Below are 14,599 nucleotides of genomic sequence, written 5' to 3'. Positions count from 1 at the left end.
TTTCTATGACGTTTCATCAACATATTCCAATAAATCAGCGGGTTGGCACGATAATACCTGACAAATTTTTTCAAGTGTTGAAAAACGAATTGCTTTGGCTTTACCTGTTTTTAAAATGGACATGTTTGCTTGGGTGATTCCTACTTGCTCAGCCAATTCTGTAACACTCATATTTCGTTTGACTAACATGATATCAAGATTCACTTTTATCATCTTTATTCACACCTCTTCAGTTTAGTTAAGAAATTTAGCATTCTCTCTACCTACTAGATAGTTAACTCACTATCTAACTTCAACTCAATTGCATTTTTAAGAAGCTTTTCGATAATCGAAACGAAAGTAGCTACTGCCAAAGGAATGATCAACATGCCCAAACCAATGATCATTACACCTGGAGCATCATCATTATCTGCAATAAAATAAGCAAAAGGCAATGTTCCCGTGAGCACAATGAATTCTATAAGTGCTAAACGAAAAATTGTATGGACATATACCAGACTCATCGCTGAAAATGCAGTGTTGCTATCGACCAAACCTAGCATGCGATACATATAATAAATGATTAAAAGTGAAGCAATCGCTGACAAATAAAGTGAAATGCTAGCAAGTATTTGCTGTGGAAAAACTGAGCGCTCATTGATTGAAAACAGCAGTCCCATCGTTAGTAAAAAGCTGAGAAACAAAATAAATGCTACTAAGCCAGCTAAAATAAATTTTAAAAAAGTTGTTTTTGCCTTCATAAATACAAACCTCTCTATTTTTAAGATAAAAATAGTATCGTCTTCTATATATCGTTAAGCAATATAGATACATCGAAAAGCAATAAAAATTTAAACAAAAAAGAGTACGATTTCTCGTACCCATGCTGTAACCATAAATTTAATTGAACTTTTGTAATCTTTCGACCACTTCGTATAAGCCCATTCCATTACTTCCTTTTAAAACAATACTGTCTTCTGCTTCCAATTGCGTTTCAATTTCTTGAATCAAAGCTTGCTTATCTTTTTCAAAATAAAAAACAGGTAGTTCACTACTTGCTTGCAGTGCATCACGTAAATGTTTCATTTGACTACCATATAAAAAGATTCCTGCAAATTTATCAGGGTCAATATGTTCATTCATTTGGGCGTGCATTGTTGGCGAGTCAGGACCAAGTTCTAGCATATCAGCAAGAACTGCGAAACGGTGTCCATTAGTTGGTAAGTTTTGGAAAGTTTCTAAAACTAATCCCATCGCTGTTGGATTTGCATTATAAACATCGCTCAAAATCGCTGCACCATTTCCAGCTGTTAACCATTCCGTTCGATTTTGCGTGATTGCAACTGTCGTCAAACCTTGGCGAATTTCTTCAATTGATAGATCAAAGAAACGACCGATCGTGTAAGCAATCAACGCATTCGTTACATTATAACTCCCTGGTAGTGGTATCGTGAATGATTCGTCCGCTACTTTAAATGTCGTAGCTGTTTTTTCTTCCTTTGTTACCTCTCCTTGTATGTCGCCTTCCGAAAGCCCAAATGTTGTTACTTTCTGTGGTAGATTCTTAATTAGTGGTTGCAATAATGGCTCATTCGCTGGAATAATGAACAAACCATTTTTTGCCAAACCATCAACGATTTCCATTTTTGCTTTTGCAATTCCTTCACGCGAACCAAGATTTTCAATATGGGCTTCCCCAATCATAGTGATTGCAGCAACTTTTGGCTGTGCCATTTGAGATAACTCCGTGATTTCATTCGCATGATCCATCCCCATTTCTAAAACTAATTTTTCTGTTTCTTCAGGCATATGCAAAATAGTATAGGGTAAGCCAATGTTATTGTTATAGTTCCCTTGTGTTTTATACGTCCGGTATCGTTGAGCTAAAACAGAAGCAGTCAAGTCTTTCGTTGTTGTTTTTCCGTTGCTCCCTGTAACTGCAATAACTTCTGCACCAACTTTTGCTAAATAGTATGTTGAAAGTTCTTGCATTGCCTTCAATGTGTCTTTGACTGGAATCACTGCAATTTCTGTAGGTGCTTGAGCCATATCCCAACTCCAAAAAGTAGCTACTGCTCCATTTTCAATGGCTTGTTGAATAAATTCATGGCCATCACGTGCACCCGCAAGTGGCACGAACAAACTACCTTCTGTGACTTTACGACTATCAAATTCAACATTTGTGACTTCAACGATCTTCTCGCACTGACTAGAAAGAGCTTCTGCGATTTCTTGACTCGTTACCTTCATGTATTTTCTCTCCTCAAAAAGGTCGTTTCATAAAAAAGTTCTCTTTTCTAAAACGCCTGTCTATTCATAAAAAGGGGTTGCGACAGTAACTGTCACACCCCTTCTTTTTTATTCGTGTGCCTCAAAAAATCCTTGTCGCTGTTCAAAACGGTTCATTCCCAGTTGAATCAATTCCTCAATCAAATCTCCGTATTTTAATCCCATGTTTTCCCATAATAAAGGATACATACTGAATTCAGTGAATCCTGGCATTGAGTTTAACTCATTTAAGAACAACTCATTTTTACTTGTCAAGAAGAAGTCACAACGGCTTAACCCACTGCCACCAAGCATTGTATAAGCCAATTTTGCATATTCTTGCGCTTTTTGATGTACTTCTTCAGGTACTTCAGCAGGAATTTTCATTTCTATTTTATTGTCAATGTATTTTGCATCATAGTCATAAAAAGCAACATCTTTCACAATTTCTCCTGGTAGCGTTGTTCGCACGTCTTCGTTACCCAAAACAGCTACTTCGATTTCACGCGCTTCAATTCCTTGTTCTACGATTGCACGAGAATCAAATTGATAAGCAGTCTCCAACGCATTTTGAAGCTCTTCGCGGTTTTCAGCTTTAGTAATTCCAACACTGGAACCCATATTTGCTGGTTTGACGAACATTGGATACAATAGGGAACCTTCACATTGATCAAAAATCTTTTTCGGATTTTCTTTCCATTGATTTTTTAATACGGGTACATAAGGAACTTGTGGTACACCAGCGGCTTGTAAAATGTACTTCGTCATAATCTTATCCATTGCACAAGCACTTGTCAGTACACCTGCACCAACGTAAGGTAGATTCAATGTTTCCAAAAATCCTTGAATCGTCCCATCTTCTCCATTTGGCCCATGAAGAACTGGAAAAACGATTGTTCCTTCTTCTTTGATTTCACCTGGATTAATGACTTCTCCCGTGAATCCTTCTGTTACTTTGCCACTTGGATCCCATGTCAAGTGCAGCAATTCTTTGCTATCAGGTTTTTCTGTTAATAAAGGACCCTTGACCCACTGTCCATCTTTGCTAATAAAAACGAGTTGAACTTGGTAATATGCATAATAAATGGCATTTAAAACAGAAAACGCCGAAAGAATAGATACGTCGTGTTCTGCACTACGTCCACCATATAGTAAAGTAATCTTCAAAAGATTGTCCTCCTGTATTTTCAAATCATTCAGTGATTTACCTCCATATTTTAGCACAAAATGAAAATAATCGACCAACTTATTTGCAAAAAAGTGCGACAAAAATCATTCTCAAATTTTTTTCACGATAAACACCTTTGAAAATATTTTTTACTTTTCCTCATTACGCTAACCAAAAGAAAAAGACCAAGTAATTTTCCAACCTGATCTTTTTTATTTTATTCAATTAGTATTAAAAAATTTCGTACAAAAAGATGTTTTCATTTACAAATTTCTTTCACTGCATTAGTTAACGCAGATACAAAAGCCTCATGCTCTTTTTGCGTAAACGGTTTGGGACCTTTTGTCCGCAAACCCGCTTTCCTTAACTTGCTACTATGATAACGTTGTTCTAATAAGGTATCAATATTTGTTTCATCAAATTCTTTACCTGTTTGATGAAATACACGAACACCTTTCGCTAATACTAGAGAAGCCAAGCCATAATCTTGTGTAACTAAAAAGTCACCCGCATGGATCAAACCAACAATTTTATAATCTGCACTGTCTGCACCACGATCAACATAAATAAAGCGTACATTTTCGGGATACTCCTTCGTCGTATAGTGATCGACACTCGTTACAATTACGACTTCCAAATCAAAAGATCGTGCCACTTGAATCACATCATCTTTAACTGGGGAGCCATCTCCATCAATGAATAGTCGCATTCTTTTTCGCTTCCTTCCATAAATAATAAACAATAACTGTCAGAAGAATCAGCATACTTAAGTTGAGCCACTTTGCCTGTTCTAATAATTGAATGCTTCCAGCGGACTGTTTCCTAGTACCTATCATTCGTAATAAAAACCGTATAGGTTGCCCCAACTGTTTCGTTGAGAACAGTAGGACACCCATCAAGAAAAATTGATGGGTCAAACTCCCTTTATTTTGCGTTGTATACTTCACGATTAAACGTTGATTTGGTGAAATTTCATCTAACTGTTCGTACATTTTATTTAAATTGCTACCAAGCAATGTGTGAACAAAGCTTAATAGAAATATTCCAATTGAGAAAGCATTTGGGATAAAGAATACCCCAAATGAAATAAGTAATCCTAAGCAGTGACTAGCAATCGAATGACTTTCAGGTAATTTCTTCATTAAAGCTGGTCCAACTAGCTTTGCCAAAATCAGCCCAGTAATATATGGAAAATAAAGAGATGTGGCTAATTGGTCAAAACCAGCAGTGATCCCTAGATAAAAAGTGCCAAATAAAAACAGAAAATTACCAATCATACCATCTAAAAAAGTTAATAAATTCAACCAATTGGGTAACACCCATGACTGTTTCTTGCGACTTAAATAAAATGTGATCAAAATATACAACAATAAACTACTGAAAATAGCAACATCAAATAATGCTGTGTCCATCAACAATCGCGCAGTTCGCAATAAGAAAAGAGAAATGAAAAAGCCAAAAAATAAAAGCAATTCTTTCTTTTCAACCAAATTTCTTTGTACATCTTTGAAATCTAACTCATACCGTGGATAATGTTTGACTGTATGATAAGCCATCACATAAAGTAACGTATAAAAAGCTAATGTCGCCGCTAATTGCAAAGGCATCGGCAAGCGAACAACCTCATATAGAAGTACTAGCATAATTAACGCATAAACATATTTTTTGCCCTTGATATTGATAAATCCCTGTTGTTTTTCGTGGAAGTTAACTGTAACATTTGCAGGGACTAGCCAAGCAGCACTAAGTCCTAGGCAAATCGCCGAGAGATAGAACAAAGGAAATGACAATAACCCGAACAAGCCAAACAGGGAGCCTGCACCACCAACTAAAAGCGAGATCATCAGCAAAGTATAGCTGTCTAAGCCAGCATGTATTCCGCGAATCAAAAATAGCCCTGTCATCCGAAAGGTATAAAACAAAGTAAATGGTAAAACGGTTGCCCAACCATAACCATTATTTAAGCTCAAAAATAAAAGATACGGAATAAAAATCACCGTATTACTCAAAACAAAAGGGGCGGTTTCAGTAAAATTACGACCAATTTGTTTCAGTCTGTCTAACATAATCAAAACTCCTCAGACGGTCAATGACAAACTCTCATGACCTTTAGTTAGTTCAAGTTTAACATTAAAGAGTGGACAAACCAATTTTATCAGCCTGTTGTCGCACTCCAAACATCTTGATAAAAAAAGAGGCACGACATTTTGTCGTGCCTCAACTGGTACTTGAATAAACAAGTAGATAAGCCCTTCTCCACAAAAGTCTTACCCGACACTGCCTACATCCGGTAGGTGATGAAAAACATCGCGTGCCTCCAAAATCAATTAGGCACTCTGTAAACCAGAGACCTTCTCGACCCGTCGCATGTGACTATTTTATCACAAGTTTCACCGGTATGCGAGTTCTTTTTTCATTTTATAGTCAACCATTTGGAATCCTTCGCCAATATCTGAGATTAATTCTTCTTCCAACTGAAACCCTTGATGTTTATAAACGTCGATTGCATGAAGGTTATCTTGATTCACACGCAAGAAAATTTCGGATACTTTTTCTTTTTTTGCAAGTTTTTCGTACCAATCGAAAACTGCTGAAGTTAGTCCTTGACCACGCACACTTGCTAATAAATATAATTTGCTTAAGTAAATGCTAGACTCGAATTTTTCATATGCTGTGTACCCAACAGGTTGATCATCTTTTATCAATAAAAAATAATACACATCATTGCCTAATTCTTTTTGGATTTGTTCTTTTGATTGATAAGTAGCTAACATGTAGTCCACTTGCGCTTGACCAATAATCGGAACAAATGCTTCTTGCCAAACATCATGAATGATTGGTAAAAGCTGGTCTAGTTCTTCTTCTGTTGTTACACGCTTTTTTTCTAACATTGACTGACTTCCTTTCTGTACAAGTTGTTGCTATTATTCCATGAAAAAACAAATGCTACAAACCTTGTGCTTTTCTAAATAAATAAAGCATCAGAAGTCCATACACTCCGACTGACCAGGGCTTTAGAATCAAAATAATTCGTATGTATTCACGAAAAGACATTTTTGTTAGACCAGCCACTAAGCAAACGAGATCATCTGGTGCAAAAGGTAAAATCAATGTCCAAATCAAAAATCGGCGGATGTTTTGAGTATGTGTGGTCAATAATTGATCAAATTTTTGATATTTTTTTGGTGATAGGATCAATTGAACAAAGCTTACGCCATAGTATCGCACAAGTAAAAAGCCAAGTGCTTCACCAATCACTAAACCAATGTAGCTATAAACCAGTCCCCATCCCGTTCCAAACATCAACATGCCGACAACAGATGAAATACCACCGGGCAGAATAGGAATGATTACTTGGATAATTTGTAACAAAATAAAAATCAATACAGCATATTGACCAAATTGTTGAATAAATACTTGTAACGAATCCGTTGATTGAAAAATTCCATGGCGATACGCATAGATGGCAAGTATGAAAAACAAGCTAAAACCAACTATAGGTAAAAACTGAATGATTCGCCGAATTGCTGATCGATAATTTTCCATAGCAAGTCTCCATCTCTCTTAAATTTTCTCATACCTACGTTTTTAGAAAAAGTTCCACAGAAAAAAGCAGCTGCTGAATCTTCTAGTCAAAACTCAACCGGAAATATTGATTCAGCCAACTGCTATTAGTAAAAAGTCGTACCTAATTATGATTTAAGAAGCTAGCCACTTTTGTATTGATCAAATCGATTGCTACGTGATTTTCGCCACCTTCTGGAACGATAATATCTGCATATCGTTTCGTTGGCTCAATAAATTGATGGTACATTGGTTTCACTACCGTTAAATATTGTTCAATAACAGAATCCAACGTACGGCCTCGTTCTTCCATGTCTCGTTTGATACGACGAATGATGCGAATATCGTCATCCGTATCAACATATAATTTTATATCCATCAACTCACGTAAACGTTCATCTTCCAAAATCAAAATTCCTTCAAGAATAATGACTTCTTTTGGCTCTTCAACAATCGTCACTTGACTTCTAGTATGCTCTACATAGTCATAAACGGGTTTTTCAATGGCTTCATAGTTCAATAATTTTTCGACATGCTCAATTAGTAAGTCGTTATCAAAAGCAAATGGGTGGTCATAGTTTGTGTTCAACCGCTCTTCAAAACTAAGATGACTTTGATCTTTATAATACGAATCTTGTTCAAGCATCATGATCGAGTGATCCGGGAAATTACTAAAAATCGCACGACTGACGCTCGTTTTTCCGCTTCCTGATCCGCCCGTCACACCAATGATAATTGGCTTGCTTTTTGTCATTAACTAAAACCTCTTTCATATCCTATTTTTCATTCCTATCTATTATAGCGGAAAAATATGAAAATGCTACGATTTTTCTGAAAATTATTCATTTCCATTCTCTAAAATAGTATGGATTTCAGCTAATGAATCAATTCGGTAAGTAGGTGTAATCTTATCGCTTTCTGGCAATTGATTTTTATTGAACCAAATCGTATCAATGCCCGCTTGATTCCCTCCTTGGATATCTGAAGTTAGTGAATCACCAATGATGACAGTTTTTTCTCGATCCAACTCTGGGATTCGATCAAACACGTAATCAAAAAATTCTTTCATTGGTTTTTGCGCACCTATATCTTCAGAAACAAATATTTTTTTGAAGTAAGGTAATAATTCCGCATCTGTTAGACGTTGATACTGTGTTTGTGAAACACCATTCGTTACAATATAAAGATTCGCTTTTTGCGCTAAAGAATGGATCAATTCACGACTGCCTTCTACTAAGTCATGACCTTGATTCAAGTAATGACGATATCTTGCTTCCATTTGAGGGCCATCTACCGTTTGACCAAATTGTTGGAACAACAAACCAAAACGATTTCCTGTTACTTCTTCTCTTGTCATGTTTCCCTTTTCAAATTCTTGCCATAAATGATGATTCAATGCTTTATAACTCGTTTTTACTTCCGGAGTCAGTGCGATTCCTTGCTCAGCGAATAATTCATTAAGTGCACGTTCTTCTGTTTTTTGAAAGTCCAATAAAGTATCATCCACATCAAATAATAAAGTAGTATATTTCATTTAATTTTCGTCCTCTCTCATTTAAAATAATCACTCAGTTGTCGCAGCTCAGTCAATGTCAGTGCGCGGTAAGCACCTGGTGCCAATTGTTGATCTAACGTTAAAGGTCCCATTGAGGTTCGGGTCAAAGCATTCACTTTTTTTCCTTGCGCCAAAAACATTTTCTTCACTTGATGAAATTTTCCTTCCTGAATCGTCAGCAATGCCTGACTTTCTTTTGAATTAGCATAACTAATTGTTAATCTCGCTGGCTGACATTTCGTCCCATCTGCAAAAATAATTCCTGAAGCAAAAGCTTGAATATCTTCTTCCCCTAATTGAGCATTTACAGTAACCTGATATGTTTTTTCTACTTTTTTATCAGGCAAAAGTAATTCGTACCCCAACTGTCCATTGGTTGTTAGCAATAATAACCCTGTCGTATCTCGATCTAACCTACCAACAGGATAAAGTGCTGGTTGTTGATCTGCAGATGCAATCAAGTCGATGACTGTTACCCTATTTGAATCGTTCACAGCCGTCACCACACCACTTGGTTTATTCAAAAGATAATATACCTCATTTGTTTGCAATCTCTCGCCCGCTACTTCAATTTCATGTAATAAACTATCGACATTCCGATTTTCTTGAAATTCGATTACACCGTCTATCTTGACTTTTTTCATCGTAAACAAGCGTTTCATTTCTTTTCTCGTTGTTTGTAATTCTTTCTCAATCAATTTGTCTAATCGCATACCAGTTCCTCTCTTACTAAAGAGCATTATAACTTGAAATCAGTCGCTTGCAAACGAACAAACACCTTATTCCTTGACTTAACTTTTGATTCGCGCTACGGTTAATAGGTAAAGTGAATCGGATTTCTCATACACAGCGTAATGACCTGGTGGAGAAAAGTTGAATCATAACTTTCCTTAGACAGATGTACGCATCTGTCTTTTTGCGTTTTTTTAAACGCACAACCCAATAATGTGCAAGAGATTAGCCATGCAAATTCACTTAAATAAAACTTGTCTTATGACCTAAGACAATCACATTTTAAGGAGGAATTTAGGTTATGTCAGTATCATTAGAAGTAAGTAAAAGAGCAGTACGTCCCCGTTCATTAAGAAATCAATTGCGTCACGAAGGAAAGGTCCCTGCAGTGGTTTATGGCTACCAAATGGAAAGTACACCTATTTCATTTGATGGACAAACATTCAGCAAAATGTTGCGTGAAAATGGTGCTAATACAGTTATTACCATGGACGTTGATGGCAAAAAAGTGAACACTTTAGTTCATAAAGTTCAAACCAATACATTCAACAATCATTTCGAACACGTTGAATTTTTATCTGTCAACATGACAGAAGATACCGAAGTTGAAACAGAAGTTCTTCTTGTGGGAGAATCTGCTGGCGTTAAATCTGGTGGTGTATTAGCTCAAAACTTGTATACAGTAATTGTTTCAGCTACACCAGATAAATTACCAGAACGTATCGAAGTCGATGTAACTGATTTGAACATTGGCGACTCAATTACAGTTGCTGATCTTCCTGCAAACAAAGATTACACCGTGATTACTGATGGTGAAGAACAAATTGCAGCAGTTGTCGAAGCACAAGTAGAAGAAACTGAGACAGCCGAAGCAAGTGAACCAGAAGTAATTGGTTCAACTGAAGAATAAAGGTCGTGATGCCAAGCGGTCAGCTCCGAATAGATGGTGAGTAGTCACTCAAAATAGCTTTTCATATTTTGGAATGACTCAAGCTATCTCGAGGAGTTGCTTGGGGAACACCGTGCATAAAGGTTGTGGTGCCAATCAGTCAGCTCCAATAAAGAAAAATACATTCCCAGAATTTATTTTTCATATTTTTGTGAAATTTAGGCTTGTTTTTAACACCACTTCAAGTAACGCACAAATTTTAGAGGGGGTCGACGTCACACGTCCGACCTCCTCTACTTTTTTAAAAATCATTAAAAAAAGAATCCTTTAAGACAAATTGACTACTTATTGTTGCATTTTTAACTAATCTTTATTAGAATAAACCCTCACAAAAGCAAGTTTTTTCAATTTGTCTTATACTATTTGTAGAAGGATTGAAGAAACTAAGGAGGTTAAACAGATGTTTGAAAGTTTTGACAGCGAACGCAATCGTTATGCCTCTGTCGGTGTTGTATCGAGTATGCCCGGTGAATTGATCGACAGTATCTGGTTTATTATTGACTTAGACCTCAAGGGAGTTATTCCATTAGACAATATCCTTGCCTTTGATATTGTTAACAATCATGGAAAAGTAACTATACACTTTTCTCAACCAGGAAGTTCTGTTGAGATGGATATTGATTTGCCATTTGCATATTCTAGTCAGTTTCCTACACAAGTTTATGCTTATGATGATGGGACAAGAGAAACGATTCTTTTACCTAGCGAAATTAAACAATACTAGTCTAAAAATAGTTTAGGTTTTAATGAAAAAAGAAAGCTGAGAACTTGGAGAAAATTCCAAGCCTTAGCTTTTTTGATTTTCACGAATTTTCTATAGTATTTCCACAATAAAAACTCTATACTACTAACTAAATATGTTACGAATAGGAGTTGTACAGATGCGTGAATTAACCAAAGGGAATCCAGCAAAACTAATTTTTATTTTTACGATTCCCCTCTTGATTGGGAATATTTTCCAACAATTTTACAATATGGTCGACATGATCATTGTAGGTCAAACTTTAGGGAAGAATGCTTTAGCCGCTGTTGGTTCAACTGGAAGCTTAACTTTTTTGATTATCGGTTTTGCCCAAGGGCTCACAGCAGGTTTAGCAATTATCACAGCTCAACGTTTTGGTGCCCAAGATTATCGTGGTCTAAAGAAAAGTTTTGCTACTAGCATCATCATTAGTCTCGTCGTTACAATCGTTTTAACCGTTCTCAGTCTCTTATTCATCCGTCCGATGCTACAGCTCATGCAAACTCCTTCAGAAATTATTGATCAAGCCCAATCATTTATTTCAATCATTTTGATGGGGATTTTCGCATCAATGAGTTTCAATTTATTATCAAATGTCATTCGTGCTTTAGGGGACAGTCGTACACCTCTTTTTTTCCTGATTATCGCTGTTATTATCAATGTGGTTTTAGATTTAGTTTTTATTATTCATTTTGGCATGGGAGTAGAAGGTGCTGGGATTGCAACAGTGATTGCGCAAGTCGCATCGAGTCTACTTTGTTTGGTCTATATCAAAAGAAAAATTCCGCTACTTCAATTACGAAAAAAAGATTTTGTTTTCGATAAAAAAGAGATTCGTACCCACTTAAATATTTCGTTACCAATGGCCTTTCAAGCATCAATTATCGCTATTGGAGCAATCATCTTACAATCAGCTCTTAATAGTCTAGGGACAGACGTTGTGGCCGCCCAAGCAGCAGCAGGTCGAATCGATCAATTCGCCACGCAACCAATGATGTCGTTTGGCATCACGATGGCGACATTTACCGCTCAAAATTATGGTGCCAAAGAATATGGCCGTATATTAAAAGGGGTGAAGCAGTGCCTCTTGATGAGTGGTGGCTTTAGTCTCGTTGCAGGGGCTGTTGTGATCATCTTTGGTCACTCTTTTGTCCACCTATTCGTAGATGCCAGTGAAACGCGTGTATTTGAGTTAGCACAAATTTATTTTACTATCAATGGTTCGCTTTACTGGATACTAGCAATTTTATTTATTTTACGCTATACGTTGCAAGGTCTTGGTCAAAGTAAGATTCCGACAATTGCTGGGATTATGGAACTTATCATGCGTTCATTCGCGGCCATTTTCCTAACCGCTTTATGGGGCTATCCTGGTGCTGCTGCCGCCTCACCTTTAGCATGGATTGGTTCCGTTGCCGTATTACTTTATTCTTATTTCAAAGCAATGAAAAAGCTACGCAAATTGGATGAGCAACAACAGTTAGAGCGTACTATGGAAGCATAAAAAAGGTTGGGACAAAATTTTGTCCCAACCTTTTTTTACTCATTTTCTTTTCGTTCTTTCAACCAAGTTTTACGTGTACGCCCAATAAATAATGGAACTGTTTCATGTTTGACTTCACTGTACTCTAAACCAAACCATGTTTCTGGCGATGTTGCATATTTTTTGATAGCGAGTTTTGCTTGCATGATTTGTCGATCCCATTTGTTTAAGGACGTGACATTCGACAACACTTCATCAATCAGAATAAATTGGAAATCGCCCACTTCTCTTCCAGGCGTGAGTGAATAACGTTGTGGTTGTTTTGGCAATCGGCCTTCCTTCATCAAATCGTGAATGATCTGACGGATATAGACATTGATTTCCTGCTCTACACGAAAACCAAGGAACAGTTTTACTTGAACAATGAAATCTGTATCCATCATTTCAATTTGATATTCTTTCGTGTAAGGTTCATCCGTAACTTCTACATGCACAAACCAATAAACAGCTGCACGTTTTGGTCGCTTATCTAAAATCGAATAAACAAATTGTTTTCCAATCTGGTCGTCTTCCATATTAGGAACCAAAAAGACTACATTTGTTTGATAAACAGGTAATGAAGTATCTTTTCTCAATTTTGCTAATTGAGGGATATACTCACGAAGTGGCACATCTTCTGCCACAGACTCTCGAATAATATTTCCTCTTTCCCAGATAAACATGACAGTCAAAATAAGTAAAGCGATCAAGACCGCCACAAAACCACCATGGAAAAACTTCACAATACTTGATAAAAAGAAAACTATTTCAATTGCCCCAAAGAAAAAGGTCACAAGATGCGCCAGCCAATGACTATGTCCACTTTGAATCAAATAAAAATAGAGCAGTGCCGTCGTCATCAACATCGTAACTGTAATTGATAATCCATATGCTGCTTCCATACGATGTGACGTTCTAAAGGTAATCACGATAATCGAACAAGCTAGCCATAGCATAAAGTTTACTGCTGGAATGTACATCTGGCCAATGCTACTTCCGGGATACATAATTTTCAATCTTGGCAATAGTTTCAATTTGATTGCTTCAGAGACTAACGTAAACGAACCTGAAATCAATGCTTGTGAAGCAATTACCGCAGCGACTGTGGCAAATCCAACTCCAAAACCAGTTAAACTATTTGGCATCATTTGGAAAAATGGATTCAGATTTTCAATTTCTTGAATATCTGGATTTTGATAGACATTGATTAACCAAGCTGCTTGTCCAAAGTAATTTAACATCAGGCAAAGCTTAACATATGGCCAGCTCAAACGAATATTCATCTTCCCAACATGACCTAAATCTGAATACAATGCTTCTGCCCCGGTTGTTGCTAAAAAAACATTTCCTAAAATAAATAAACCTAGCCGATTATCTGGACTAAGTAATAACTGAATTGCGTAATAAGGATTGAGTGCACGTAACACTGTCCAGTCTTGACTAAAATTCATGACCCCCATCACGCCCAAAAAAGTGAACCATAAGAACATGATTGGACCAAATGCTTTCCCAACCAATTCGGAACCAAAACGTTGGACCATAAATAAGGACAAGATGATCACTAAAGTAATGATTACAATAATTGTTTGATCATTTCCAAATCGTTCAAAGAACTGTGGGATTCCTCTCAATCCTTCGATTGCGGTTGTGACTGTCACTGCTGGTGTCAATACACCATCAGCAAGTAATGCCGCGCCACCTATCATTGCCGGAATAATTAAATATTTACCGCCTTTTCTCACTAAGGTATACAAGGAAAAGATACCACCTTCTCCATGATTATCCGCATTTAATGCAATCACAACGTATTTAATTGTTGTTAATAAAGTCAATGTCCAAAAAATTAGCGAAACTGCCCCAATGACAAAGTCAGGATTAATTCCCTGCAGCCCTCCGTTATCACCTACAATTGCCTTCATTACATATAATGGGCTAGTTCCGATATCACCGTAAACTACACCCATTGCTACCAAAAGACCTGCAGCTGACAATTTTTTGACATTCTTTTTTGTTGTCAACTTTTCTCCCTCATTTCTGTCCCCAATTAGCATTTAGAAAACAAAATAAAAAAGATTCAAGCAACAGCCAAAACAACTATCACTTGAATCTGATAAAAAGCA

Annotated in this window: 15 protein-coding genes; 3 read left to right on the top strand and 12 right to left on the bottom strand. The window is 36.8% G+C overall.

The genetic code is table 11. The annotated features are described in order from the left end of the window. Positions 1–3: 3 nt before the first annotated feature. From AC4BD1_RS00830 to AC4BD1_RS00780, 11 genes are all read right to left on the bottom strand, one after another. Positions 4–213, bottom strand: coding sequence for a helix-turn-helix domain-containing protein (locus AC4BD1_RS00830; RefSeq protein WP_206907395.1), 210 nt, complete (start codon positions 211–213; stop codon positions 4–6). Between the two features lie 53 nt (positions 214–266). Continuing rightward, the gene (locus AC4BD1_RS00825; protein ID WP_490466714.1) at positions 267–740 is read right to left on the bottom strand and encodes a DUF2975 domain-containing protein; all 474 of its coding nucleotides are present in this window, start codon (positions 738–740) and stop codon (positions 267–269) included. Positions 741–879: 139 nt separating this feature from the next. Further along, entirely contained in the window at positions 880–2,229 is a 1,350-nt protein-coding gene (locus AC4BD1_RS00820; RefSeq protein WP_490485682.1) for a UDP-N-acetylmuramoyl-tripeptide--D-alanyl-D-alanine ligase, read from the bottom strand. 108 nt (positions 2,230–2,337) lie between these two features. Next, positions 2,338–3,414, bottom strand: a complete 1,077-nt coding sequence (locus AC4BD1_RS00815; RefSeq protein WP_206907389.1) for a D-alanine--D-alanine ligase — start codon at positions 3,412–3,414, stop codon at positions 2,338–2,340. 260 nt (positions 3,415–3,674) lie between these two features. After that, positions 3,675–4,124, bottom strand: a complete 450-nt coding sequence (locus tag AC4BD1_RS00810; protein WP_490466712.1) for a YaiI/YqxD family protein — start codon at positions 4,122–4,124, stop codon at positions 3,675–3,677. Further along, a complete protein-coding gene (locus AC4BD1_RS00805; RefSeq protein WP_490466711.1) occupies positions 4,108–5,481 on the bottom strand; it encodes a hypothetical protein in 1,374 nt (457 codons plus the stop codon). Before AC4BD1_RS00805 ends, AC4BD1_RS00810 begins: the two co-directional genes overlap by 17 nt. A 324-nt stretch (positions 5,482–5,805) precedes the next feature. After that, positions 5,806–6,306 (bottom strand): GNAT family N-acetyltransferase, encoded by a 501-nt coding sequence (locus AC4BD1_RS00800; RefSeq protein WP_206907384.1) that lies wholly within the window; start codon positions 6,304–6,306, stop codon positions 5,806–5,808. Positions 6,307–6,361: 55 nt separating this feature from the next. Then, positions 6,362–6,961 carry a TVP38/TMEM64 family protein gene (locus AC4BD1_RS00795; protein WP_490485681.1) on the bottom strand — a complete coding sequence of 200 codons (600 nt, stop codon included), beginning with the start codon at positions 6,959–6,961 and terminating at the stop codon, positions 6,362–6,364. Positions 6,962–7,103: 142 nt separating this feature from the next. Beyond that, on the bottom strand, positions 7,104–7,733 hold the full coding sequence (gene udk / locus AC4BD1_RS00790; RefSeq protein ID WP_067483384.1) for a uridine kinase: 630 nt from the start codon (positions 7,731–7,733) through the stop codon (positions 7,104–7,106). Positions 7,734–7,817: 84 nt separating this feature from the next. Next, positions 7,818–8,513: a YjjG family noncanonical pyrimidine nucleotidase gene (locus tag AC4BD1_RS00785; protein WP_490485680.1), complete on the bottom strand. Its 696-nt coding sequence runs from the start codon at positions 8,511–8,513 to the stop codon at positions 7,818–7,820. A 17-nt stretch (positions 8,514–8,530) separates the two neighbouring features. After that, positions 8,531–9,247 (bottom strand): 16S rRNA pseudouridine(516) synthase, encoded by a 717-nt coding sequence (locus AC4BD1_RS00780; RefSeq protein ID WP_490485679.1) that lies wholly within the window; start codon positions 9,245–9,247, stop codon positions 8,531–8,533. A gap of 320 nt (positions 9,248–9,567) precedes the next feature. On the opposite strand from AC4BD1_RS00780, the gene AC4BD1_RS00775 reads away from it, so the two are divergent. From AC4BD1_RS00775 to AC4BD1_RS00765, 3 genes are all read left to right on the top strand, one after another. After that, positions 9,568–10,176 carry a 50S ribosomal protein L25/general stress protein Ctc gene (locus AC4BD1_RS00775; protein ID WP_206907377.1) on the top strand — a complete coding sequence of 203 codons (609 nt, stop codon included), beginning with the start codon at positions 9,568–9,570 and terminating at the stop codon, positions 10,174–10,176. Between the two features lie 439 nt (positions 10,177–10,615). Continuing rightward, positions 10,616–10,939 carry a DUF960 domain-containing protein gene (locus AC4BD1_RS00770; RefSeq protein ID WP_490466707.1) on the top strand — a complete coding sequence of 108 codons (324 nt, stop codon included), beginning with the start codon at positions 10,616–10,618 and terminating at the stop codon, positions 10,937–10,939. A gap of 157 nt (positions 10,940–11,096) precedes the next feature. Then, a complete protein-coding gene (locus AC4BD1_RS00765; RefSeq protein ID WP_490466706.1) occupies positions 11,097–12,461 on the top strand; it encodes an MATE family efflux transporter in 1,365 nt (454 codons plus the stop codon). A 35-nt stretch (positions 12,462–12,496) separates the two neighbouring features. Here the strand turns inward: AC4BD1_RS00765 and AC4BD1_RS00760 are convergent, their stop codons facing one another. Beyond that, positions 12,497–14,497 (bottom strand): KUP/HAK/KT family potassium transporter, encoded by a 2,001-nt coding sequence (locus AC4BD1_RS00760; protein ID WP_490466705.1) that lies wholly within the window; start codon positions 14,495–14,497, stop codon positions 12,497–12,499. Positions 14,498–14,599: the final 102 nt, after the last annotated feature.

This window comes from Enterococcus sp. DJ147D b, from assembly GCF_058216655.1.
The sequence above is the reverse complement of the archived record's forward strand: the minus strand, read 5'-3'. Positions and strand labels throughout refer to the sequence as shown.

Excerpts from the sequence above, each read along its gene's own strand:
- AC4BD1_RS00765 (WP_490466706.1), top strand. The coding sequence starts at position 11,097 with ATGCGTGAATTAACCAAAGGGAATCCAGCAAAACTAATTTTTATTTTT.
- AC4BD1_RS00810 (WP_490466712.1), bottom strand. The coding sequence starts at position 4,124 with ATGCGACTATTCATTGATGGAGATGGCTCCCCAGTTAAAGATGATGTG.
- AC4BD1_RS00825 (WP_490466714.1), bottom strand. The coding sequence starts at position 740 with ATGAAGGCAAAAACAACTTTTTTAAAATTTATTTTAGCTGGCTTAGTA.
- AC4BD1_RS00785 (WP_490485680.1), bottom strand. The coding sequence starts at position 8,513 with ATGAAATATACTACTTTATTATTTGATGTGGATGATACTTTATTGGAC.
- udk (WP_067483384.1), bottom strand. The coding sequence starts at position 7,733 with ATGACAAAAAGCAAGCCAATTATCATTGGTGTGACGGGCGGATCAGGA.
- AC4BD1_RS00805 (WP_490466711.1), bottom strand. The coding sequence starts at position 5,481 with ATGTTAGACAGACTGAAACAAATTGGTCGTAATTTTACTGAAACCGCC.
- AC4BD1_RS00800 (WP_206907384.1), bottom strand. The coding sequence starts at position 6,306 with ATGTTAGAAAAAAAGCGTGTAACAACAGAAGAAGAACTAGACCAGCTT.
- AC4BD1_RS00780 (WP_490485679.1), bottom strand. The coding sequence starts at position 9,247 with ATGCGATTAGACAAATTGATTGAGAAAGAATTACAAACAACGAGAAAA.
- AC4BD1_RS00830 (WP_206907395.1), bottom strand. The coding sequence starts at position 213 with ATGATAAAAGTGAATCTTGATATCATGTTAGTCAAACGAAATATGAGT.
- AC4BD1_RS00770 (WP_490466707.1), top strand. The coding sequence starts at position 10,616 with ATGTTTGAAAGTTTTGACAGCGAACGCAATCGTTATGCCTCTGTCGGT.
- AC4BD1_RS00775 (WP_206907377.1), top strand. The coding sequence starts at position 9,568 with ATGTCAGTATCATTAGAAGTAAGTAAAAGAGCAGTACGTCCCCGTTCA.
- AC4BD1_RS00820 (WP_490485682.1), bottom strand. The coding sequence starts at position 2,229 with ATGAAGGTAACGAGTCAAGAAATCGCAGAAGCTCTTTCTAGTCAGTGC.
- AC4BD1_RS00795 (WP_490485681.1), bottom strand. The coding sequence starts at position 6,961 with ATGGAAAATTATCGATCAGCAATTCGGCGAATCATTCAGTTTTTACCT.